Raw genomic sequence first — 24113 nt, 5'->3', positions numbered from 1 at the left:
ATCAGCCTCGCCATTGAGAACCTTACACAGGAAGAACAAGGAAATGTTTAACAAACTCGAGGCGGTGATCCTGACGGTTCTGAGCCAGCTCAAGGCAGACGTGCAGGACTATTGCGACCTTGAAACGGTCGACGGTGGGCAGTCCATCGTCGCCAACGACGGTTCACTGGCGTCCATCGTACGTTTCAACGGCACCAAGAGCGTACTGGGGCGCGAACAGTTCGAGCGCCTGGTGAGCCTGCTGGAAGCGTCGCTTTCGGTGTACTTCAAGGTGCGCGGCCATCACCTGCAGATTGTCTTCAGCCGCGACCTGGATGCGACTGCGCCGCTGGAGCAGAACGCCTCGCAGCAGGCAGCAACTGCCGAGCGGTTGAACCTCAACGTGCGGCACCTGATCAACGAGGGCGTGAGCAAGTACGCCCAGTATGTGTATGACGAAGAATGCTACCTGGTGTTCTGGTCGCGGTCCGCGCTGCTTGACCAGACCGAACGGTCGATGGCGCGCGAGGCGCTGAACGAGTTCAGGAAGGCATCGGAATGGCCGGCCACCGCCGAAGCGCAGAACCTGTTGCGGCCCATTTCCTACCTCAAGGACCGCCACCTTTCCTTTGTCACCAAGATTTCCGAAGACCTGACGTCCCCCGAGTTCGGTTGCTCGGCGGATGTGCTCGACGTCAGTGAAGCAATCCGCGCCATCCGCGCGAAGGTGAACCCCGACATCACGCCGCGTACCTGGAAGCCCTACATTCCGGGCAGCGCCATTCCGATGCGCTGGAAGACCAGCAAGCGCAGTGGGGACATGTCAGAGTTCATGTACCCCACGCTGCCCAGCCAGATCATGGTCACGTCGGCTGAAATCGGCAGTGGCGAGCGCACCAGTCTGCTGCCCGACCCTACCAGCGTGCGGGTTGGCTCGCGCGTGTATGCGCCGTTGCTGATGTCGATTCCACCGGCAGAGCCGCAATACTTCAACACCCTGTTCAACAGCCTCAACCGCGCGGAAACCCAGGAAAACGGTGTGTCACGCGCCTTGCCGTATTCGGTGTCGATCATGCTGTCGTCCGATGGCATGAGCGTGCTGGCCTGGAAAAGCCTGTTTGCCCAGTTGCTTTCGGTAACCTCCGAGCAGAACCGCAACATCAACCTGGCCACCAAGGAGCTGCGCGAGCGGGTGCGTGACGGTGAGTGCATGGTCAAGCTGCAGGTTGCCGCCATGACCTGGGCCAGCCCGGACGAGAAAGGCGTGAAGGAGCTTGCGCTGCGCAAGTCGAAGCTCTGGCGCACGCTGGAGTCGTGGGGCCAACCGGTGTTCATCGAGCGTACCGGCAACCCGATGCAGGCGTTCCAGTCCAACTGCCTGGCCTTGACCACCAAGCATCTTGGCGACCCTGCCGCAGCGCCGCTTGGCGATGCCGTGGCCATGCTGCCGCTGACCCGGCCAGCCTCGCCGTTCCAGGAGGGTTCGACCATCTACCGCAGCCTGGACGGCAAGATCCTCAAGTACCAGCGTTTCTCGTCTCAGCAGACCACCTGGATCACGCTGATCGCAGGCAAGCCGGGTTCGGGCAAGTCGGTGCTGATGAACAACAACCACTTCGAATCCTGCCTGATGCCGGGCCTGACCGGCCTGCCTTACATCGGCATCACCGACATCGGGATTTCCTCGTCCGGTTTCTGTGACCTGGTGCGCGACAACCTGCCCCCCCGGCTTCATCACCTGGTGGTGTACAAACGTTTGCAGAATGCCAGGAAAGACTGCATCAACCCGCTGGATACGCCGTTGGGCCAACGTTATCCACTGCCGAAAGACCGTGAGTTCAACAAGAACTTCCTGACCATTCTAGTGACGCCGCCCGAGCGCGAAAAACCCTATGAAGGGATGAGCAACTTCGTCGGCCGGATGGTTGACCTGGCCTATCGGCGCAAGGACGACAAGATCGAGCGGGCCAGCCCGGAAACCTACAAGCCGGGGCACAACGATGTCGTGGATACTGCCGTGGCGCAGCTTGGCTTCCGGATTCTTCCGGCGACTACCTACTGGGAGCTGGTCGACGCGATGTTCGATGCCGGCATGGTGTACGAGGCAGAGGTGACCCAGCGCTACGCGGTGCCAACCCTCAATGACCTGGTGGCGGTGGCGTCGACCGAGGAAGTGCGGGCCGAATACGAGGGGTCCGGCGAGGTCGGGCGTAGCCTGGTCGACGCCTTCATCCTGGGTATCCGCGAGGCGGTGGGTGACTTCCCGGTGTTCTCCGATCACACCCGCTTTGACGTGGGCAGTGCCCGCATCGTGGCCCTCGACCTGCAGGACGTGGCGCTGCAAGGCTCTGCATCGGCGAAAAAGCAGACGGCCTTGATGTACATGATCGCCCGCCAGTGCTTCATGAAGAAGGTGGCCTTCTCGAAGGAGGACTTCCCGTTCTTCACCGAGAAGTACCTGCCATTCTACGAGCGCCTGGTGGCGGACCTGGTGGATGAATACAAGGTCATGTGCATGGACGAATTCCACAAGACCGGTGGCCACGTGGGCTTGCAGGAGCAGATGCAGACCGATGGCCGTGAGGCCCGTAAGTGGAACATGGAGATCATCCTGGCTTCGCAGTTGATGGAAGACTTCGGCCAGCTGACCAAGATCGCCACGGCCACCTTCATCCTCGACTCGGGTACCAAGGAGACCCGCGACTGGCTGCGCAAGAACATCGGCCTGTCCGACACCGAGGAGCATGCGCTGGTCAACTTCGTGCACGGGGCCAACAAGCATGGCTGTACCTTCCTGGCGCGCTTCGAAACCAAGAACGCCACCTACAGCCAGCTGTTCACCATGTCTGCAGGGCCGATGCGCCTGTGGGCACTGACCACCACCGCCGAGGACCGGAAACTGCGCACCATGCTCTACGAGCACATGCCGCGCCCGGACGCGCTCGCATTGCTGGCCCGCCGCTTCCCGTCGGGTGGCTGCAAGGACATGGTGGAGCGGCTCAAGCGCGAGACGTTCAAGGATGTCGAGTTCGTCGATGACGACATGGAGCAGTCCGTGATTGCGCGCATCGCCAAGGATCTGGTCGCTGACTACATCAGCGCCAGTGCATACGAAGACGTAGTGTGAGGGAGTGACAGATGGCTCAGTACAAGGGCGCATCCCGTCAGCATGAAGTCAGCACCAGCCGGCGGCGCAAAGACACGCGCCTGGCCGGGCAGCGCTTCAGCGATTTTTTCCAGTCTGCTGATGGCGCAGTGTTTGGCACCTTCGCGCTGCCGATCCTGGCGCTGGTTTCGATCAAGGTGCCCTTCTCGGGTGAGCTGCTGTTGCTGCTGGCCTGGGTGTTCAAGCGAAAGTTCGTCGATGTCGAAAACCGTGCCTTCGATTTCCCTTACCGGGTACCCAAGCTGGCGGATGTCAATGACGGCTCGTACAAGGGCAAAAAGAAAGGCGAGGGGGTTACCCTTTTCGGCAATGACCTGGAGACCCGGGAGCAGATCTACGCCGGCGACAGCGACCTGAGGACGCACCAGCTGGTGTTGGGCACCACGGGCTCCGGTAAGCCGCAGCCCAAGCATGCCAAGGTGCTGACGCCGGGCGGCTGGGTGGAAATGGGCCGCATCCGGGTCGGAGACAGCGTGTGCACGCCCGATGGCAAGCAGGCTGCGGTGCTGCGGGTGATCGAGCAGGGCGTTCAGCCGATCTGGACGATTGCCACCCGCGACGGCCGCAGGGCCCAGGCCACCGGTGACCACCTGTGGCGAGTGCTTACACGCGGCGAGGATGGTAGCGAAGCAGCGCACACCGTGACGACCGATGCCATCCGTGAGCTGATGGGGCGTGGCGTGGTGGTGATGCTGCCCAAGGTGCGCAAGAAGCGTGGGTCTGCCAAGTTCAATGGCTGGGCCGAGGTGTGGAAGGTAGACGCTGCCGGGCAGGCGCCCTGCCAGTGCATCGAGATCGATCACCCACACCACCTGTATATCACCGACGACAGCCTGGTCACCCATAACACCGAGCTGTTGCTCGGCATCGTGTTCAACGCCCTGGTGCAGAACACGGGTTTCATCTACGTCGACGGCAAGGGTGACCCCAAGCTGCAGAAGGAAATCTTCCGCCTGTCGCGCTACCTCGGCCGCGAAGATGACCTGTTGATCATCAACTTCATCACCTCTGGCCGCGACTTCGTCGAGAAGCAGGTCGACAAGGTGACCAACAACATGAACATGATGGGGAATACCTCGTCGGGCATGTTGATCGAGCTGATCGTGTCGCTGATGGATGACTCCGGTGGCGGCGGCGACATGTGGAAGGGGCGGGCGATCATGTTCGTGGCAGCCCTGACGCGGCCGCTGACCTATCTGCGGGACAAGGGTCACATCAACCTGTCCCCCGAGAAGTACCTGGAGTACTTCGAGCTGAACGTGATCGAAGAACTGGTGTGGGAGCACGGCGGCAAGTACGGCGAGATGTTCGATGTGATCGTGGCCCCGCTGCGCTCCTACCTGCTGACGCTGCCGGGTTACCAGAAGGCGAAGTTCAAGAAGCAGGAAACCAAGACCCTGGAGCAGCACGGCTACATCGTCATGCAGCTCGGGCGGATCTTCAACGACCTGACCTTCAACTACGGCCATATCTTCAAGACACGCGTCGGTGACGTGGACTTCTACGATGTGGTGATCAACCGCCGCTTGCTGGTGGTGCTGCTGCCGGCGCTGGAGCGTGCACCTGACAGCATGCGCATGCTTGGCAAGATGATTGTAGGCAGCATCAAGCAGATGATGGCCGGCTGCCTGGGCAACCGGGTCGAAGGGGTGGTACGCGAAATCATCGACAGCCGGCCAACGGGCTCCAAGTTCCCGTTCTATACCATCCTCGACGAATACGGCTATTACGCCGTGGTCGGCTTCGCCGTGGCCCCGGCCCAGGCGCGTAGCCTGGGCTTCAGTGTCACCTTCGCGGCGCAGGACTTTTCCTCGCTGAAGAAATCCAGCGCCGAAGAAGCGGATGCCACCTGGGAAAACACCAACATCCGCGCCGTCGGCCGCCTGACCTCGGGCACCGAATCGGAAACCTGGCGGCGCGTGCAGGGCGCGGCGGCCGAGTCTTCGCAGGCCATGCTGGGCAATTTCGAACGCACTGCGGGCAACGAAAAGCTGCGCCAGTCGGACAACATCGGCATCGAGCAGCGCAGCCGGTTGAACTACGACGACGTCGCCATGCAGGAAAACGGCGAGTTCACCTTCCTGGTCGGCAAGAAATCGCAGAATGGCAAAACCGGCGGTGTGGCCCTTATCCGCGGCATGGGCTTCTACACAGCCGGCCCGGCACCGAAAGAAATGCGCATCAACGATTTCATCCCGGTCGAGCCGCCCGAGCCGTCAGACCTTCCGCAGAACAGGCAATCGCGCCAGGCATTTGTCGACAGCCTGAAAGATGGCTCGTTCGCCAGGCGGGTGCGGGCGGTGGTCAAGGGCGACCCTACCTTTGCCCGTATGCACAGTGCGTTCGAACACAACTACGCAGACCCCGACCGGCCACTGCTGGGTAGGCTGGATACTTCGTTCGCCGTGCTCGGGGGGTATTTGACCGGTGCGTTGAAAAAGCCGGCTCCGGCTGCGCCATCTCCGCAGCAGGTGCTGGAGACACCCGTTACGCCACCCGCTGCGCCCGTAGCGGCAGCCCAGGAGGATCCACTGAGCCCGGGGGCGATCGAGGCGAGCATTCTGGCGGTGGCGGACCTGATCGTCGGGAACACGGTGGCGCCAGAAGTGCCCGCTGTTGCGGCTGCGGACGAGCAGACGCTGGACGATGAATGGGCCCGTGAACTGGCAATCGTCATGCCCAAGCAAATGCTCGACATGCAAGTGATGGCTGCCGGTGAAGGGTTTGCATCGCTGTCGGACAAGTGGGCCGCCGAAGAACGCATCCGCGAAGCCTGCGATGCCATCGCTCGCGAAACGGCCTATTCCGTAGCGCCCGCGCCTGAGGCGCAGGATGTGGCGGGTATGCGTGAACGGTTGAATGAACTGCAGGCGCAATGCCGCGCGCTGATGAAGAACAAACCGCATGAGTAGGCATCGAGCCCCCCGTCCACTGGTCGGAAGCAGATTCTAATTGGTGTCATAAATTGACGACGATAGATATCTAACAGATAATCAGAAACTAGAATTTTTGCATGCCAGGGTGACGTGATGGGGTTGTTCGATTCAGGGAAGAAGGCAGCGAAGTTCGCGTTCATCACCATGCCCATGGCGGCCTTGGGCGTGAACCAGCTGCGCATGGGCAACCAGCACATCAAGTCGCTGTGGCGTTCCAATTTCAGCCCCACTTGCCCCGAGTGCGAGCGCGGGGTCCTGCTCAAGACCGAAGGCGATCATCAGGAGCTTGAGCAGAGCCCGAAAGGCAAGCTGCGTGTGCTGCACAGCTGGGGCTGCAACAACTGTGACTTCGCCTTGTTCGAAGAGGACAATGTCACAAAGGTCCGCGAGCATGCTGCGCGCTACCGCAATGAGCGCGTCAAGGCACAGCTGACGACCATCGAGCGCGACGAACTCGACCGTATCGCCCGCAACCACCGGCTGCATTCCAGGGCGTTTTTCATCGCCAGCCTTTTCGCCGTTGCCGGGTTCGTCTACATGCTGGCGACCGGCGCCGGCATCATGATCGCCCTGAACTGGTTGTCGATCGGCTTTGCGCTGTGGGTATTCGGCATGAAGAAGTCCTATCGCAGCTGGCAGGTCTCGACCGGGCAACTGTTTGTCGAAGGCGCGTTCTGGTTCTGGTTCCAGCATCAGAAGTGGATTATCTGAACATGGCGCGCAACGGGCTCCAATGGGTAGTCGCCGTGCTGGCGCTGTGGTCTGCGCAAGTGCTGGCCGACGACTTCTATGCCGTGCGGCCTGCGGATATCGACTGCGTCGTGCAGGCCGCACAGCGCCAGGGTGTGCCGGCCAACGTGCTGCTGGCCATTTCCAGCAAGGAGAGCGGGAAGAACGGGCAAAGCGTGTCGAACAGCAACGGCACCTTCGACCTTGGCCACTTCCAGATCAATACCACCCACTGGGGGCCGAAAGGCGTATTTGCCTCGTACCCGGCCATTACCAAATCCGATGTCGCCTGGCGCGGTTGCTACAACGCAGAGCTGGCGGCCTGGCTGCTGCGCCAGAAGCTTGCCGAGAACAATGGTCAGGACTTCTGGACCCGTGCGGCCAACTACCACTCCCGCACCCGCAAATTCAACGACATCTACAAGAAAGACCTGATCCCGCTCGCGGTGAAATGGGGCAAATACCTTGAACGGCAGCGCCATGACCGGCTGGTGGTCAGCTACCAGTAACCAGGCCGCCGCAGGTTGCCCCTGCGCAGGGTCGATCAGAATGACAAACTTCAGGAGTTTTTAAATGAAAGGAATGCTCATGGGTGCACGCTGCTGCAAGGCCGGAGGCGTGCTGCTGGCATTGGTTGCGCTGGGGGGCTGTGCCAGTTCTGCCAAACCGACTACCGACGACACCGAGGCGTTTGCCAGCCGGATCATCGCCGACAAGGTATCGGTAGCGGTCAACTCTCAGCACAACTACGTGTCGCGCCTGAACGCTGACCGTGTGCAAGCCGCCTCTCGCCAGGCTGCGGTCGACACCGACCAGGTGGATATCGATTTCATCGGCAAGCCCCAGGAGCTGCTGCAGACCTTCGCCAGCCGCTACGGCTATGCCTACGTCGAGAGCGGCAAGCGTGTGGACCTCAAGCCCATCAACGTGTGGGTCCGCAAGGCTACCCCGATCAACGTGCTCAAGGATGTGGGCGCGCAGATCGACAACGGTGCCGATGTGGTGCTCGACAAGAGCACCAATACCCTGCGCCTGATCTACAAGCCGGTACCGTTGGCGCTGGGGAGGGGCTGAACATGGCGATGGACATGCCCCCGATGACCCTTGAGGACGCCGAGCGCCTCTATGACAAGCCTGCCTACGTTCAGCAGCAGGGCGACACCGGCGATGCCAAGTCCGCTGTCGAGGCCATGCGCGATGAGAAGAACCAGGCATCGGCAGCCCGTGGCGAAGCCATTCTCGATGCCGCGCTGCAGGTCGGTGTAAAGGCTGGCCTGGCCTGGCAGCTCACCAACATCAACAAGGCGCTGAAGGTGCGCGAGCGCGAGTTCGATACGGTCTATGACTTCAGCAGCCTGATGATCCAGGACCGCGTGGTGCCGCCGGTGATCACCGAGGCGCGCCACCTGTACAACCAGGACGGCGATTACACGCTGCGCCTGTCGGGGGCGGCCTACAAGATCGAATCGCAGGCGCGCTTTTCGTCCGTTCCGCCAAGCTGGCGCGAGTACCTGACCTTCCCGCTGCCCAGCTTCGACCGCACCTCGCTGGTTTCTGCGCTGGTGCCGCGTTCCGACGAGGAAGAGCGGGTATGGAAACTGGCTGTACGTGAAGGCTGGAAGCAAGGCGTCGAGCAGGCAAACCTGATGCTGACCTACGGCTTCGACCGGATGAACCGCGATATCGATGGCATGCGCCGTTTCAGTGAGTTTGCCCGCCACGGCCAGGTCACCCTGCCGATCATCTCCGGAGCGGCCATCCCTGTTACCAAGGAAGGGCGGTCGATGGCGGTGGACGAAACCCTGTTGCGCATCACGGCGCTGCCAGAATTCAACGACAACATGAATGTCTGGCGCAGCTCGATTGCCACCTCCACCACCGCCGATCCGGTGCGACGTGCTGCGCCAGCCCGTGCCGCAAACCCAGCACCGTCGCCGGCCGCCGCCCGTCAGCCTGCAGCGGCCGAGGCATTCGCGGCCCCCGGTGGCAGCCGCTTGCGCGCGCAGCCCGCTGCCGGTGAAGGCGGGCCGCAATGAAGCAGGACTTCCACGATGACGTGATGATGCTGGAGCCGGGCGCACTGATCGAGCGCCTGGAGCGGCTGACCAGCTACGAAGACCCGTTTCGCTTCGACCGCGCCGACCAGTTCAAGGCGATGATGCTGGAAACCCTTACCCATGGCGTCAGCGATATCTTCATCCAGCCCGCATTGCCGGTGGTGGTGAAGAAGTACGGGCGGTTGTATGCGGTCACCCGCCGTACGCTCGATGTCGGGGAAGTCAACGAACTGTTGAAGATGGCGGCCAACCGGGACACCGCCACTACCGATATCGTGTCCGGGACGGCGGTCAACGAGCGGTACGAGTTGTTCGACCCGCAGCGCAAGGATGCGCGAGGCGCCCGCCTGCGTTATGCCTACCGGGTAAACGCCTCGCCTATTGCCTGCCATGGCGATACGTCGTGCCAGATTGTCATCCGGGCCATTCCCGATGACCCGCCCCGAATCCAGGACGTCGGTTTGAGCGAGGACATCGTCAGAATGGCCACGCCGCGTGATGGCATCGTTTATGTGGCCGGGGCCACGGGCCATGGCAAGACCACCACGTTTGCCGCCATCAACCGTTTCATTCTGGAAAACGACACGCCGATCAAGGGCAACCTGATCAGCCATGAAGAGCCGATCGAGTTCACCTACGACAAGATCCAGAGCAAGCATTCGATCTTCGTGCAGTCGCAAATTCCCACGCACTTCAAGGATTTCTACCGGGCCAACCGCGAGGCCATGCGGCGTGCCCCCGGCCTGTGTGTAATTGGCGAATTGCGAGACCAGGAAACCATTCGTGCGGCGGTCGAGCTGTCGCTGACTGGCCACCCGGTGTTCGGCACGGTCCACGCCAAGGACGTGGCGGCGATCATGCGCCGGATGATCTCCCGCTTCCCCGAACAGGAACGGGCGACGGCCATCTACGACCTGGTCGACACCAGCCGTTTCATGATGGCGCAAAAGCTGGTGCCAACGGTCGATGGCAAGCGCACGGCGGCGCGCTCTTGGCTGAAATTCACCGAGCAGGTGCGTGACACCTTGATGGACCTGACCGACATGGGGCGGGTTACCCAGCGTGTCGCCGAGTTCGTGCGCGATGAAGGGCATACGTTTGCTGCCGAGGCGGACCGCCTGCTGGCAGCGGGCGTGATCAACGAAGCGGCTGCCCGCGACTTGCGCCACGGCTGAGCCGGGGCGCTCTGGTAAAGGCTACCCAACAGAATTCAGGGGAAGAACATGGCAACAGGACGGTATCACTGGAGCAGAAGTGCTCCACCCGCACGTTTCTTCGTGATCAACGCAAGCGCTGCCTTGCCTTGGTTGCTGTTGTTGCTGGTGCCGGCGCTGTGGAAGTTTCTGCTGCCGCTGGCGTTGTGCATGACGCTCGGGCTGGTCTACATCGAAGTGGTCAAGAAAATGACCGTACGCGCTGTTTTTCGTCAGGCTGCGGTGTTCATGGTGGGGCGTGTGCGTACCACCCACAACATCCTCAAAGAGCTGGTCAGGTAGGGGCACGGCAGGCATGACCGGCGAAAATCTTTGTGGCGGCAGAAGGGGCGTTGAATGAAGCAGCAAGGCGGTGGGCAAAAAAGTTTCACGTGGGATGATCCCGCGATATTGATAGGGATCATCGTGGTGCTTTACCTGGGGGGGTGGGGTGCCTGGTACTTCGCCCACGAAAAGATTTCCGCCGCCTACACCTACATCCGCTACGTGGAACTCTGGTTGCCGAGCGTGCTTGGCGACTTTGCGGACATACCGGGTATTTCGTCGATCAACGAATGGGTCGGGCGCATGTGTGCGCCCGACGGCATTGTGGGCGCCTGCCAGCGTGACTTTTCAAACGTGGCGTGGGGCGAAATTACCTCGTCCTCCCTGTTCATGAACGGGTTCTTGCTGGTACTCATGGTAGTGCTTTCGGTGCGCATGTTCCTGCGCATAAACAAGACCCACCCCAAGCTCAGGTTCACCCGGACACACAACATCAAGAGCTATGTGCAAGAGAACAAGGCGCAGTACCCGCACCTGCGGATGTTCGCCGAGCTCGACCTGATCGCCCAGCCACTGGACCACCCTGTATTCGGCATGTCGCAGACCTCCCGCCAGTTTGCCTACGAGCATCTGCTGATCAGTGGCTGGCAAGCGCAGTCGGACCGAAGCTGGGCGCCGACGCTCGACCGTGAGAAGGCCACCGAAGTGATGCGGCGTCAGTTGGGCCAGCACTGGACCCGGGTTGGCAACTTGTCTGCGGCGGAAACCCTACTGGTGGCAATTGCCTTGCCACGGGTGGTTGCCACAGACACGTCGCTCGATGACGAAGCCTTCAAGGCGGCGATGGCCGACAGCGACTACATGGTTGCGTGGTGTTGGGACCAGTTCAAGGCGCCTTCGGCGAAGGGGGGTAAAGGCGCTGGTGCCGCCGACCCTTATGCCTGGCTGAAGCCTGAAGTGCCACTGGAGGTGCCGCGGGCAATCATCCAGAAATACATAAAGCACCCTAACGCCAGTGCGATCCTGCATGCCCATGCGTTCGTCAGGACCATCATCTTCGCCATGTTCTTCCAGGCGCGGCGCCTGGGCGTGTTGCCTCCCGCCGAGATGCGCTGGCTGCGCTTTTTCGACAGGGACATGTGGTATGCCCTGCAGACGATCGGGCGCCAGGCCGGGTTCCCGGAGGCGCCGGGCATCCTGTCGCACTTCCTTTATGAGTGCAAGGCAGGTGCATCGCTGGCGGAGCCCCAGCTGGACAAGGCAGTCAATGGCCTTGAACAGGCCATGTCGGCGTACAAGTATACCGACGCCGACAAGAAGCGTTACGAGGCCGTCCAGGAAGAGAAGGAAGCCGCGGCACGGAAGGCGATGCACGATGAGAAAATGACATGAAGTGGCACTGCTGAGCCGGCAGTTCGCTGTCAGAGGGTCATCATTCAATATGACCCTTTTTTGTTTTTTAGTGCCTTTTTCTGCTTTTTTGTTAGAATGCGGTCGTATTGGATTATTAATAAGGACGTTGAGCCATGAAGGGTGTGTTTGCAAGACCTGTTGCCGTGCTTGCGGTGCTTGCGGCGGGGGTTTCAGTCGCCCATGCCGCCCCGGCTCAAACGGCGGACCTCTCTGCTTTCATCACCGCTCAAGCCGTTGCGCCGGCCACTCAGGCACAGCAGGAACTCGATGACCTGACCGCGCAACGGGTATCGCGCTATGGCCGCATCGTCAACGCCCGCCCGGTGGGCCTGGGCGGGTTGACTGCCTGGACGGTGGAAAAAAACGGCCATCAGGTGGTGTTGTTCAGCACCCCGGATTCTGCGGTGCTGTTCACCGGTGTGGCCTGGAATGCCGAATCCGGCGCCAACATCTCCGACGCCTTCCTGCCGGGCGCTGCGCAGGTCGCCAACCCTGCGCCTGCTCCTGCTCCTGCTCCTGCTCCTGCTCCTGCAGCCGTTGCTGTTGCACCTGTCGCGCCGATGATGTCGCCGGTTGTCGCACCGAACGTGCGTGAGGCCGCAGCGATGGATGGCAGTTTCAAAGGGGCTGTACCGGAGTCGATGAAGACGGTCGACTCCCTTGCCGGGGTGAAGGAAGGCAAGGGCGGTATTGGCGATACCGTCTACATCATCATCGACCCCCGCTGCCCATACTGCCGGGAGGCGTACAACCTGACGCGGGCGTATGCGGCGAAGGGCCACTCGATCAAGTGGATCCCCTCAGCAGCGCTGGGCAACCCGGAAGATGGCGTCCCGCTTGCGGCCACTATCCTGCAGGCCAAGGACCAGAAAACGCTGGCGCGAGTGCTGGGCAAGCACGAGCAGATCCGCTCTGAGCCATCGCCGGAAACGGTCGAACAGTTGAGCACCAACCTGGCGTTCCTGTTTGCCGCGTTCGAAAACAACGGCAAGGAACAGGCGGGTGTCCCGGCTGCGTTCTTCATCGACCACCGCACAGGGAAGCCAAGGATGATGACGGGCCTTTCACAGGCCGTCGTACTTGAAGACATCTTTGGGAAACTTTAAGGAGCAACGTACATGAAATCCAAAGCGCCGAACTTCGAGTTCGATCCCGGCATCCGCATCTTCGGCTCGGGCGAGCACTTGCTGGTGGTGTTCGACAGCCAGAGCCCCCATGACGTGCTGCGGGCGCCCCGGACCGTGCGTATTCCCAAGGGGTTTCAGCAGTTGTCCCTGTTGGTTGCCGGTTTTGATACGGCTGAAGACGATGGTCATCAGCGCTTGCTGAAGGGCAGCGTCAGCCTGGCAATCGAGGATGCCACTGGCGCGCTGTCAAACCACGAGCTGGCCGCCCTGCAGCTGGTATTCCATGCCGAGGCAGATCGCAAGGGCGCGCTGACCCACATTGATCCGGCCCTGGTTGCCTACACCGTTCGCCAGGCCCTTGCGCAATGCTTGAACGAGGCCCTGAACGACTACTTCCAGCGCGATGAAGCTCAAAGGGTGGGTGGGCAGCTGCAGCCGGCGGCATTTAATGCTTCGCTTCCCGTGGCTGCGCCGCAACCGTCACGCAAGGCCCTGCGCGAACAGGCCGCCGATGATGCAGCTCGCCAGGCCCGATCGCGCCGGCGCAAGACTGCATTGGCCTGGGTTGTTCCGCCATTGGTAGTGGTTGCGGTAATGGCCACCATGTCTCATCTTGCTTCCTCCCCGTCGCCGATTGAAAATGCTGTCGCGCAGCAGATGGCGAATGACCCTGAGTCAATCAAGGCGCAGGTGGAGCTTACCAAGCAGACGCTTCAGTCCATGGGCCTTGACCCAGGTCAAGGCGGCGATCTCGGGTGCCTGGCACCGCAATGATTGCCGTTGCTTCCATCTTGAGGGATGGGTTATGCCTTTCGCTGGTTTGCGGGCGTGTGAAATGGCGTAATGCTTTTTCGCTTTGCCCGATTGTTGCCAAGCGGTGCCGAAGGTGGTTCTTTTCCAGGATTGGAGATTAAGAGCAGGCAAGGGCCGCGAAGCCTTCCGTGCTGTTCTGCTTGAGCAGGGTGTTGCTCTCCCTGCAGGCACTTTAAGACTATTTTGGATTGGAAAACCTTAGGTACGTATATGCGACCAGCGAATGAAGTGAAAGACGGGACCAAGTTGTTGTCGCTTGCCCAAGGCTTGCGGTCCCTGCTGGTCCCCTCGCCGGATGTACTGGCAGACACCGTCAAAGAGTTGCACCCGCTGGTCAACCTGTCCGACAAGGTGCTGCCGCTGAAATCGTATTTCAACATGGTCCAGGACATTCAGCGGACCAAGCACACCCATGCCGCCATGCGCGCAGCTGGCGAACCCCTGAGCCGCGAAGCCATTCAGCAAGGCGTGTCGCGCAAGCTCTGCACTGAAGACATTTTCATGGTTGCCTGCTCGTTCCTGGAAGTGGAAATAGCCAAGCAGGGCTCGGTCTACTACCTCAGTGGCGAGTCGCCCGATTTCAAGGAAACCAAGAAGAACCGAAACCCGCTGGACCTGTCCGATGAAGTCGTGCTGAAAAACCTTTCCAGCGGGCTGGCCCGGCCGGACACCGACCGCGGTGCCGTTGAGCGAGGTCAGATCGACAGTGGCTTCAATCACCTGGTGCGGCTCAACCAGTTGCACAACCTGATGCTGGAGTCGGTGCGGCTGATGAAGGCGGACGAGCGCCTGACCAAGGTCGATATCCGCAAGAAGTTCAACATTTCGCATACCGATTATGAGCGCATGATGTCGATGGCGCGCCGTTCTGGGCTGATCTCGTTCCGTAACCGGAAAAAAGATCCGTCCAATGCCTACACCTTGCGCAACGACAATCATGAGCGGGTGTCGGAACATGCCAAGAACTTTGGCCATACGCCGCAAAAGATGTTGAACAAGATTCTTGATGATTTCTTCGGGATGCTGGAAAAGCGCAAAAAGCACGAGGACTGATTTGATGGGAACCCAAGGCCATAAGGATGTCGGGCCGGCTATAAGCGCAGATGAGCGAGCCCGGATAGCGCGGGCCGCCAGGCAGGTGGTGGCGTACGCCAACTTTTTGCGCTGGACGGCGAACTTCAAACGGGACGAAGTGCTGCGCCATCCTGAGCACGACCGCGTGATGTTGCTCTCGCCCATGCAAAGTGGGCGATTCAGCTTTGCGCTGGAAGGGGACACCCTGTATGTGGGTGTGCAGCCCTTCGAGGCCGCCTGGGCCGGGTGCATGCCTTTCGAGGCTGCCTACGTATCCGACCGGCTGTATTTGTCGGTTGAGAGCGTCAACTTCATGGACACTCGCATGCCGCCGCTGGCGCTTGGCATTTTTGTCGACGATCAGGGCAAGCGCGAACTCATGGCTCAAGCCAGGTTCGTCCAGTTCGTGCGGGTGAGTGTGCATGAAGGCTATGTGGCTGAGGTCGGCGAGCCTTGTGGCGAGGCTTTTGCGATGCGGCCGGGCGATGTGGTGGGTCAGCTGCGCGAGACGCGAAAGGTGAAGGCACAGCAGCAAGACATGGGGCGGTTCTTCTGACGCGCTCAAGCAGATTTTTCAAGTAAGGACACGAGCATGACCAAGTGCAAACTCATCCTGCCCCTGCTGGCCGCTGCGGCGATGGCGGGTTGTGTAACCACCGAGCAGATGCCGGACGGGACCACCAAGATTCGTTTTTCGGACGAGGCTGTCAGTTCGCTCACCTCGATGATGCCTGGCAGCCTCGTTACCGGGATTGCAGGTGGCGCAGGTGGGGGAGGGATCAACCTTGTTCCGACAACAAGCCCGCTTGGCACGGGCGAGCAACTGTATCTCAACGGGCAGTTTGAGCTGGAGTGTGCTTCTGCCCTGCTCTACAGCGCAAAGTCTGGGCGCCCCATGGACGCGCAGATCAGCAACAAGTGCCGCTCCAGCTACTTCTTGCGCCAGGAGCAGCTGAGGATGGCGGGCAAGCCCTATGATCGGGGGGCGCCAGCTTATGATCCTTCGAACCCGCCCAATGAGTACTGGGCCAAAGTGGTGGGCCGCACTGTCAGCCAGTTGGCGGCTGCTGACAAGTTCACCGCGCGGTTTGCCGGATACCCGCGTATCGAGAGCAGCGGCGGCATCACCATTGCCGTGCGCTTGCTGGGAGAGTCCCAGGGCGCCCACGTAGCGCTGGCGACCACGCCGGCACGTACGCCGGTTGTTCTGGATGATGCGCAGTTCGAACTGGGTATGCGCCAGCGTGCCTCTCAGGTCAGCAGCCAGGTGGTGGATGCGATAGCGTGCGATGCGGTGCTTGCCTACAGCAAGACCGTAGACAAAGGCCCCAGGCCATCACGTGTTTCTGCAAGCGCCTACACGCGGTATGAAGTGTTGTTCACGGTTGCATCCATGGGTTGCAAAGACAGCACTCGTCAGTTCAAGACCGCTTCGCGATAACCTGTGATGGGCCGACCTCGCAGTCGGAAGCAGGCACAAAAAAAACCGGACGCAGGTCCGGTTTTTTTGTGCCTGCTTGTCAGGCTAGGGCTCTGCGTTCCAGGTGTCGTCCGCAGCTGCCGCTGACTCATCGATCCCCGTCCGTTGCGTATCGGCAGCGTTCAGCCACTCCTGGCTGACGTCCGCCTGCTGAGCCACGCGTTCGTGGGCAAATTCACGAAGCAGGATGGAGTCCTCGATCGACGTCATGAGCGCTGGGGATGCCTGGCCATAATCGCCGAGCAGCGTCCGTGTGGCTTCAGGTGGCAGCTGGCTGATTGCGTTGCGCAGCTCACGGCCGTAGTCGGCCAGTACGGGCTGCTTGGCAATGACAGTCTCCGCCGCCTGGGAAGGGAACACGGAGGCGGTGAAGCTCTGAAATTCCTGCGGGGTCGGCATGGCTTGAATCCTTACATGCTGTAGTCGTTACTGCTTTCGCTGCGTGGTAGCGATGGGTTGGCGTAGCGGGCGAACGTCTTGTCCAGGTCGGCAGCCAGGTAGGCTTGTTCGCTTTCACGCACCATCCGCTTCATGCTGTCGGCGTCGGAGGAGGCCGCGATTACCTGATCGCGCACGGAGGCTAGCAAACCTTCCCTGTCTGCCCGTGAGCCAGGGGTATTGTCGATTGCTTCGAGTGCATCGAGCAGCGACTGGCGCAGCTCGGACTCGGCGCCGCTCCTTCCGGACGGGCTGGCCATTTCCAGGGTTACGCTGCTGATCACGGCACGATGGATGGCTGTGAATGCGCTGGCTTCGGCTTCTCTGCTTTGCATTATCCGCTCGGAGCGCAGGGTGTGGGGAGGCGTGTTGCGCAAATATTCAGACGCTTGATCGGCCAGTGTGTCGATCGTCTGGCGGACTTTCTGGCCGTCAGGGCCTTCCCGCAGGGCGGCTTGCGCTACGTTGCCAAGGCTGATTGCCGGGTTGCCTGAGGCCTCGATGGCTTTTTGTCGCATTAGCCCGGCGCCGATCACGAATCGGCTCGCATCGCGTATTGATAGCTGCATCTATGTCCGTCGTTTTTTCACGGGGCTTGAACGTGCCCGAGTCAGTCGGCATTCAGCAACATCTGCTTCCCTGTGCGGCTCGCCGTACCCAGGCGCATAGGCTGATGCGGGCGGTCGAATGAGTCTGCGCTGACGTGCTGTGCCAGTCCACCGCGAACCCTGCGGTTCGCTTGCTTGAGTGACCATAGCATTTTTACTGTTATTTTTCTTGTGCTTGAGTCGGATAAATAGGTTTTTTGGTTGAATCAGGTATCCCCTTGAGCAAGCGCTGGCTTGTGTCCTCAAAAGCCCTCATCAGGACGCTGATGAGCGGGAGGCCCACTAAAAACGGGCTGTTGTGGCCAATCATGCCGCCCCTTTCGTGTGCTGACCAGTAGGTGAAATGTCTATTTACACAACTTTACAGGCCTGTAAGCCGTTCAATTGAGAGCCTTCTGTACGTTTTTTGTGCAGAAAAGGCAGGTTGACGGGGCTCCCGCTGGCATCTGAATAACGTGCTAGCCCGAAGGTTCAAAAAACCTCATTTTTGGCCAAATTATGAAATTTCGCGCTCATATCTCTTTCTTTAAGCCAAATTTTCGGAATTTTCACGAATTTACAGGTTGGTCGCTTTCCCCGTTTCGCTAAAAGCACGGCTTCATGATCAGTATTGATCCAGATTTTGTTAATTTTCTTTCGTAGCATTATTTTGATTTTTTTGTAATTTGTGGTTTAAGATTGCCGAGTTTTCCATATCTTCAGGATCATGCCTGCAGAGTAGTATCATGAGCTCAGGCTCAAAGCATCGGTGTAAGCCATCGCCTACCGGGTGCAGCGAGCTCAATTCAAGGACGACGGAGCATTCCAAGGGGAATTCGTCGCGAACGATTTAGATCAACCGTCCGCAACTCGATTCAGGTAGGTATTCTCAATGGCTCAGATGCCGTTTTCACCGTGCAGCGATGCAAACGCCTGCACCGACCAGTCAGTCGAGATGCTTGGCAGGATCTTTGGCCCGGTAATCGATGCCCTGGTCAAAGGCACCGACCCCAACGCTGTGCAGGCAAGCGCCAATATCCTCGCGACGATGTTCGGCTTCTTCAACAGCGGGATCCTCATCATCGGTTCGCTGATCGTTTCCTACGTTGCCGTAATGGGTGTCACCAACACGGCCAACGACGGGGAGGCGATGGGCAAGAACTGGTCCTCGCTGTGGACGCCGGTACGGATCGTGGCGGGCGGCGCAGTGTTGCTGCCCACAACAAGCGGCTTCTCTTTCATACAGCTCATTGTGTTGATGTTTTCCCTGTGGGGCGTCGGCTTTGCCAATGGCACCTACAAAGCAGGCATGGCCATGGGCGTGCTGTCGCCGAACGGCATCGTCGAAGGGGTGAACTCACCTGGCAATTTCTACGGCTTGCGCGATTTCGCCCGCAGCTACCTGGCGGCGTCGTATTGTGCCAAGGCGGCCAACTCGATCTATGGCAACAACCCGGCATCCGGTGCGGTTCCCGAAGTAAGGGCGAACAACACGCAGGACAAGCTCAACACGGTAAATGGCCGCACGGAATACGTCTTCGAAATCAAGGACCGCAACGCCGATACAAACCTGGCCGGTGGGGCGGCTTTCTGTGGCACCGTTAAGGTGGCGGTGTATTCGGCACAGACCCAGACGGAGGCGATGGCCAGGGCTCTGGAATCGCTGCGGGTGAATGTGCAGGGCAAGAAGCGCGAAGCGGCCATGGGCATGATGACCCAGCTGGACACCTGGGTGAGAAGCTGGCCTGCGACGATCAACGACGCTGGCTGGGATGCGGTCGACTCGGACCAGTTCAATACCATCGTGAACGCGGCGGAGCAGAAGGTGGCCACGCAACTGTTCGCCCAGGTGAGCAGTGATCAGGGCGATGTCGACAATGGCCTCAAGGACTTCCTCAGCACGCTGACCGATGATGGCTGGTCGGCGGCTGGCGGATGGTTCCAGCGCGTGGGTATGGTCCGAGGCCAGATTGCCGGGGTGCTGTCCGAGCCGGTCGGTTCGGTCAGTGCGCCTTCTCTCGGTGCACTGCCTGCCGATGCCCGGGCCTCTCTGCTGACGCACAGCGTGACCACGGTCACCGAGGCAATCGACAAGAAGTCAGAAGAGAAGCCAGGGTACAAGCAATCGACCACGGCCAAGCCTGAGGATATTGCCAGCCTCATTCCCAAGGACCCCAACAGCGATATCAACGTCGGGTCCTTGAAAGCTGACATGGACTCCAAGATGTCTTCGTACGTCAACAGTGTCATGTTGAACGTGGTGGAGATTGCCACGGGTGCGGGCAGCAACGGGCAGACACCCCTGTGCGGAACGGCCGGGCAGATGGGGGGCTCGCTCAATCGCATGAAGTGTGTGGGCGATTACCTGACCGTTGCGCGTGCCGGCATTCTTGTGGCCGATGTAGCCATCAAGACTGCCGGGACAGCGATTCGGGTGATTGCCGGCGCGCTTTCCTCGGTCAAGGGCTTGGGCAACGGCCTTGATCTGGACAAGGTTGTGACCCCGCTCTGGGACTGGGTAATGACCGTGCCGGTCAAGCAGCTCGCCCTGATGGCCTCGTACATCGAGCCTCTGGCGTTCTACTTTGCAGTCTTTCTTCCAAGCCTGCCGTACACGCTGTTCATGATCGTCTTTGTTGGCTGGGTGCTGGCCGTGCTGCAGTCGATCATTGCTGCGCCGCTGTGGGCGGTCATGCACATGACACCGGATCGAACGTTCGTAGGCTCCCAGACCCAGGGTTACCTGCTTCTGCTCTCGCTGTTCGCCCGCCCTGCGCTGGCTGTTCTGGGGCTGTTTGCCGCGGTGCTGGTGTCAGACCCGGTGATCGACTATATCGCCCAGGGCTTTTTTGCCATGCGGGGGGCTGTGGTGTCTTCTTCAGGTGGTGTAGGTGCCATCTCCGAGTTCCTGACCTTTGCCTGGTGGTTCATGGTGTTCGGGCTGACGTTGTTGCCCGTGTTGTACATGATCTTCGGCTTGCCGCAGACATTGCCTGACCAGGTATTGCGCTGGATCGGTGCAGGCATTGGCGACCTGGGTGAGACCAATGCTGTCGGCCAGATGCGGGGCGGTATGGCTTCTGTAGGCGCAGGCATTCAGGGTTCGGGTTCTGGCATGCGCCTCGGTAATGACAAAGGCAAGCTGCCACCGCCCGATGGCTCTTCGCCTGGCGGCGGGCCCAGAGGTGGCGGGCCTCGAGGCGGGGCGGGTGGCGCAACACCTCTGCTTAATGCCAACGGCCAGGGCGCCGGTGGGGCAGCTGCCCGGGATTCAGGCGCACAGGCTTCGGCCGAGTCGGGTGACACCCGAAGCCTTGGCGAAAAGCGCTCCGAGGCTGCTGGTGTCGCGCTGGGGCGGGCAATCACGGGCGGCACTGCTGCAACTGCCAGGTCGCTGCGCAGCGCGGGGAGCGCCGCGCTATCGGCAGGGCGTTCGGGGGTGGAATCCTTCCAAAGCTCGGGCTCTGGTTCGATGGGCGGGCGGCTGCGTGACGGCGTCAGGGCCGGCGCGCTGACTGCCGGTGCGGGCTTGGCTTCCACGGCCAGCGCTGCTGGGGCTGACTATAAGCAAGCCTTCTCGACTGCCAAGGCAGAAGGCAAGGCGGCGTACCACGAAGGTGCGCCCGCCCGGGTTCAGGCATTCAAGGACTCGCTCAAGGGTGGTTCGGCACCGGCCGGGAGTGATGCGGGCCAGGATCAGGCCGCTTCGGCTGATGCTGCTCCTGAAACTACCGGCTCCCGGGGGCAGCAGTTCAATGACGCTGGGCTTCCTGCCGGGGCTGGTTCGGCTAACGCCAAAGACGACGATGAAGAGGGTCGATGAGCGGCAAAGTGCCGCTCTTGTTTTGGCATTTCGTGGGTGCAATAACGGTCCGTCGGCTGCCTGCGGGGGTGGGAATTTTTCAAACCTTCGGTTGTCTTGGACGATGACGCGCAATCGTGTGCGCACCTTGATACGCGACTCGGATCGCTTGGCGGAGACATCGCATGGATGAGAATCAACTGGAAGACCAGCTTCGACGGCTTCTTACCGGGTTGGCTGACCAGGCCATCGTGCGCGGTGAGCAGTTCATCTATGACGGCGGGGAACTGTACGCTGATGATGTAGCGGACATCGGGCTGGTCTCGGTGCTGTGCATTGCGCAGGCGTTGTCCGAGCGGGCCGGGTTGGGCGGGTTTGGTTATGAATTCCAGTTGGCTGCACCGGCCAATCCGGTGTTCCCTATTCACGCCACTGCGCCGGAGGTGCTGCCCGACTTTTTCAGGGTGGCGCCTTTTGTGTCGGCGGTTTTTCACAGTGAAGTGCTGAATGCCAGGCAGGACCTGACGCTGCTCTACCATGCGGCCGTGCTGCGATTGCAGTAAGTATCCGGAACGTGAAACAAGGCTGGCCGATTTTCTACCTGTAGCCCAAGGAAGTTTTTATGCACGACGAAGACAGTTCAAATGAAGGGAGTGGCCCAGCCGTCGAGCTGCCGCCTGGTGTGTTTCCGCCGATGGCGGGTTACACCATTGGAGATCTTCTGGCGGTAGCCAATGCCCCGTTCGAGGCATTGCTGGAAAGTCACGATATCGACCCTGGGCTGATTCGTGAAACGGTTATTGCGCTGGCCCAGCACTTGTACGCGGCATTCGAAAGAGAGGACGCCCAGTACCAGATTGCCACGTGGTATCAAAAGCCATATGACCAGCCTGGAAAGCGCCAGCGCAGTATCGAGATCATCGCCGAGCAATTCGGCGTCATCACGCTGAAGGCAACGGCCGAATCATTGAAGGGATCACCGTTGCTCGGCCTGGGCAAGCCGTTCTATCTGAGCCTTGTCGAGGCAGCCGGGCAGGCCATAAAGGCGCATATTCTGAAGTTGAATCAGGGCTGATGCGGCAGTTTGTTCATAGGGATATGAAGTGACTAATACAATTTATTTTAGTGTCTACATGGATGGCACCGATAACAACAAGGACAGGGACACGCCTCTCGGTAGCCATACCAATGTGGCCAGGCTTTATGAATACGACACCGCGCACGGCACCAACCTTTCCCTCAACTCCGGCGCTGCGCCCCGCAAGTATGGCCCTGGCGGCCTTACCGGCCAGTCGGAGAAAATTTACCTTGATGGGGTGGGGAGCCAGAAGGGTAATGCGCCTATCGCCTTGATCGAGCGGGGCACAGGGCGCGGCAGCCAGAACCGGATCGAGCAGGCTTATGATGCCTTCGTCACGTTCTGCAACAAGAACCCTGATCTGAATATTGAATTGAATGTGATCGGCTTCAGTCGCGGGGCGGCGCAGGCCCGTGCTTTTACCAACGAGGTGATCGACCGTGGTGTGCCCCGACTCGACAGCCAATGGAAAGCCACCGACGATTACCTGATCCCGCCTGGTGAGGCGCAAATCAACAAGCTTGCCATTTTTGACACGGTTGCCTCCTACGGTGTTCCCATTACTGAAAGCCACGTCAGGAAAAACCTGGAGATTAGTAACAACGTCAAGTCCACCACGCATTTGGTGGCCATGCATGAATACCGTGCGACATTTCCCTTGACCAGCGCGCTGCGCAATGACGACAACTCGCGCATCGAAGAGGTCAAGTTTGCAGGGGCCCATTCGCAGGTTGGGGGTGGCTACCGTAATGACTTGCTGGCAGCAGGCCCGCTTGCATTCATGTATGACCGCTTGAAGTCAGCAGGCGTGGAACTGGTGAATTTTCCGGCCAAAGAGCTTGAGCGTATCGAGCAATATAATGCGTTGATCAAACAGCCCGAGCGGTTGCAGGAGGCTTTGATTGATTCCCGGTTGCTCAAGGGTAATGAAGCGTTCAAGCGGGAAGCGGATGGGTCTTACACCCGCATCAATAACCGGCCGTTTCCTGCTGAGAGCGGCACATTGAATTTTATTGGGTGGGAAAGCACGTCCGGGTTTATGGCATGGCAACGAAAACCCTTCGACCATCCAGTGAGCGGTCGTAAAGTCATTTTCGAAAATGATCGCTCGCTCGCTGCACCTCTCATCCAGCAAATAGGCAGGCATGTGGGGCAGACGCTGGCTGGGTGGAACGGCAAGGTCAGCAACGATTCAGCCGTGCCGGATAACCCTTCAGAAAACATGGCTGGCGCCATGGAACTGATCGATGACGACTTTGATGCCAATGCCGCCGAGCCGCGCAAGCAATTGGCAGAGCTCTCGTCATTGCTCGCGGGCTCAAAGCCGGAGGCCGAACATATCCAGCGCCTGGCCCTGAAGGAAGTGCCTCTTCCCGGCGCGAGCGTGTCGGCGAAGTATGCAGTGCTTCGCGTCGATCCCGAGGGTTCTTCTGCCTTTGCTGACCTGGGCTTTGGCTACGAGGCCGCCCGCATTGTTGCCGATGCCGGTGAGTTGACCCGCAATCGAGGGCCGCTGAGTATCAATGACCCGATCGCGCTCCACGATACCAATGGCAATAGGGTGGGCAGCCTGGAGGCTGTGCGTGAGGCGCCGGCATTTGCGGGAGAGCGCGGCATCCTGATCGCAATAGACATGCAGCATGTGGCGCCAGGTGCACAGGCGGGGGTCATTCGCGAGGGCCTCACTCAGGTTGCGCAATGGATCGCTGAACGGCCGGAAGGCAGCTTGAAAGACGAATACGAAATTGCCGGGGCGGATGGCAGGCCGCGGGTTCGTGCCATGGTTGACTGCCCTGTTGTGCCCGAGCAGCAGCGAACCGTTGCCTGGGAGGCCCCAGCGCCCTGAGTGAGCCAATGCTGTTACACATACGGGCGATGGCACACACTGCAGTAACGCTTTTTGCAACCTGCTTGCTTAGAATGCACCTGTTGCCGGCGATGGTCGGCCAGTCAATC

20 protein-coding genes are annotated in these 24113 nt (G+C 60.2%); 18 read left to right on the top strand and 2 right to left on the bottom strand.

Annotation, left to right across the window (positions count from 1 at the left end):
* Nucleotides 1–43 precede the first annotated feature (43 nt).
* The 14 genes from OZ911_RS25355 to OZ911_RS25290 all read left to right on the top strand — a co-directional run bounded on the left by OZ911_RS25355 (nt 44) and on the right by OZ911_RS25290 (nt 16213).
* Nucleotides 44–3106 (top strand): putative type IV secretion/conjugal transfer ATPase, encoded by a 3063-nt coding sequence (locus OZ911_RS25355; RefSeq protein ID WP_268968507.1) that lies wholly within the window; start codon nt 44–46, stop codon nt 3104–3106.
* An 11-nt stretch (nt 3107–3117) separates the two neighbouring features.
* The gene (locus OZ911_RS25350; protein WP_023047877.1) at nt 3118–6057 is read left to right on the top strand and encodes a TraM recognition domain-containing protein; all 2940 of its coding nucleotides are present in this window, start codon (nt 3118–3120) and stop codon (nt 6055–6057) included.
* Nucleotides 6058–6174: 117 nt separating this feature from the next.
* Entirely contained in the window at nt 6175–6792 is a 618-nt protein-coding gene (locus tag OZ911_RS25345; protein ID WP_023047878.1) for a hypothetical protein, read from the top strand.
* Between the two features lie 2 nt (nt 6793–6794).
* On the top strand, nt 6795–7319 hold the full coding sequence (locus OZ911_RS25340) for a transglycosylase SLT domain-containing protein (RefSeq protein WP_016489296.1): 525 nt from the start codon (nt 6795–6797) through the stop codon (nt 7317–7319).
* 64 nt (nt 7320–7383) lie between these two features.
* A complete protein-coding gene (locus OZ911_RS25335; RefSeq protein ID WP_256219698.1) occupies nt 7384–7884 on the top strand; it encodes a DotD/TraH family lipoprotein in 501 nt (166 codons plus the stop codon).
* A 14-nt stretch (nt 7885–7898) separates the two neighbouring features.
* Nucleotides 7899–8846, top strand: coding sequence for a type IV secretory system conjugative DNA transfer family protein (locus OZ911_RS25330; RefSeq protein WP_256549940.1), 948 nt, complete (start codon nt 7899–7901; stop codon nt 8844–8846).
* On the top strand, nt 8843–10042 hold the full coding sequence (locus OZ911_RS25325; RefSeq protein ID WP_016489293.1) for an ATPase, T2SS/T4P/T4SS family: 1200 nt from the start codon (nt 8843–8845) through the stop codon (nt 10040–10042). The genes OZ911_RS25330 and OZ911_RS25325 overlap by 4 nt, the downstream gene beginning before the upstream one ends.
* Before the next feature lie 48 nt (nt 10043–10090).
* The gene (locus OZ911_RS25320) at nt 10091–10363 is read left to right on the top strand and encodes a hypothetical protein (protein WP_172455929.1); all 273 of its coding nucleotides are present in this window, start codon (nt 10091–10093) and stop codon (nt 10361–10363) included.
* Nucleotides 10364–10417: 54 nt separating this feature from the next.
* Complete coding sequence (locus tag OZ911_RS25315) at nt 10418–11737, top strand: secretion/conjugation apparatus DotM-related subunit (protein ID WP_016489291.1); 1320 nt, start codon at nt 10418–10420, stop codon at nt 11735–11737.
* 134 nt (nt 11738–11871) lie between these two features.
* Nucleotides 11872–12864 carry a thioredoxin domain-containing protein gene (locus OZ911_RS25310; RefSeq protein WP_070086785.1) on the top strand — a complete coding sequence of 331 codons (993 nt, stop codon included), beginning with the start codon at nt 11872–11874 and terminating at the stop codon, nt 12862–12864.
* 12 nt (nt 12865–12876) lie between these two features.
* Complete coding sequence (locus OZ911_RS25305; RefSeq protein ID WP_016489289.1) at nt 12877–13659, top strand: hypothetical protein; 783 nt, start codon at nt 12877–12879, stop codon at nt 13657–13659.
* Nucleotides 13660–13908: 249 nt separating this feature from the next.
* The gene (locus tag OZ911_RS25300) at nt 13909–14751 is read left to right on the top strand and encodes a hypothetical protein (protein ID WP_016489288.1); all 843 of its coding nucleotides are present in this window, start codon (nt 13909–13911) and stop codon (nt 14749–14751) included.
* A 4-nt stretch (nt 14752–14755) separates the two neighbouring features.
* Entirely contained in the window at nt 14756–15328 is a 573-nt protein-coding gene (locus tag OZ911_RS25295; RefSeq protein WP_232894869.1) for a hypothetical protein, read from the top strand.
* A gap of 36 nt (nt 15329–15364) precedes the next feature.
* The gene (locus OZ911_RS25290; RefSeq protein WP_016489286.1) at nt 15365–16213 is read left to right on the top strand and encodes a hypothetical protein; all 849 of its coding nucleotides are present in this window, start codon (nt 15365–15367) and stop codon (nt 16211–16213) included.
* An 84-nt stretch (nt 16214–16297) separates the two neighbouring features.
* Here OZ911_RS25290 and OZ911_RS25285 read toward each other — a convergent pair whose 3' ends face one another.
* Nucleotides 16298–16651 (bottom strand): hypothetical protein, encoded by a 354-nt coding sequence (locus tag OZ911_RS25285; RefSeq protein WP_023049287.1) that lies wholly within the window; start codon nt 16649–16651, stop codon nt 16298–16300.
* An 11-nt stretch (nt 16652–16662) separates the two neighbouring features.
* A complete protein-coding gene (locus OZ911_RS25280; RefSeq protein ID WP_016489284.1) occupies nt 16663–17208 on the bottom strand; it encodes a hypothetical protein in 546 nt (181 codons plus the stop codon).
* Nucleotides 17209–18169: 961 nt separating this feature from the next.
* On the opposite strand from OZ911_RS25280, the gene OZ911_RS25275 reads away from it, so the two are divergent.
* The 4 genes from OZ911_RS25275 (at nt 18170) to OZ911_RS25260 (ending at nt 24003) form a co-directional block, all read left to right on the top strand.
* On the top strand, nt 18170–21100 hold the full coding sequence (locus OZ911_RS25275) for a DotA/TraY family protein (RefSeq protein WP_070086929.1): 2931 nt from the start codon (nt 18170–18172) through the stop codon (nt 21098–21100).
* A 164-nt stretch (nt 21101–21264) separates the two neighbouring features.
* Nucleotides 21265–21642, top strand: a complete 378-nt coding sequence (locus OZ911_RS25270) for a hypothetical protein (RefSeq protein ID WP_016489282.1) — start codon at nt 21265–21267, stop codon at nt 21640–21642.
* A gap of 59 nt (nt 21643–21701) precedes the next feature.
* Nucleotides 21702–22154 carry a hypothetical protein gene (locus OZ911_RS25265; protein ID WP_023047575.1) on the top strand — a complete coding sequence of 151 codons (453 nt, stop codon included), beginning with the start codon at nt 21702–21704 and terminating at the stop codon, nt 22152–22154.
* Between the two features lie 58 nt (nt 22155–22212).
* Nucleotides 22213–24003 (top strand): phospholipase effector Tle1 domain-containing protein, encoded by a 1791-nt coding sequence (locus tag OZ911_RS25260; protein ID WP_023047576.1) that lies wholly within the window; start codon nt 22213–22215, stop codon nt 24001–24003.
* Nucleotides 24004–24113 lie beyond the last annotated feature (110 nt).

Source organism: Pseudomonas fortuita (genome assembly GCF_026898135.2).
Lineage (GTDB): Bacteria > Pseudomonadota > Gammaproteobacteria > Pseudomonadales > Pseudomonadaceae > Aquipseudomonas > Aquipseudomonas fortuita.
This window is presented reverse-complemented; position numbering and strand designations above follow the sequence as displayed.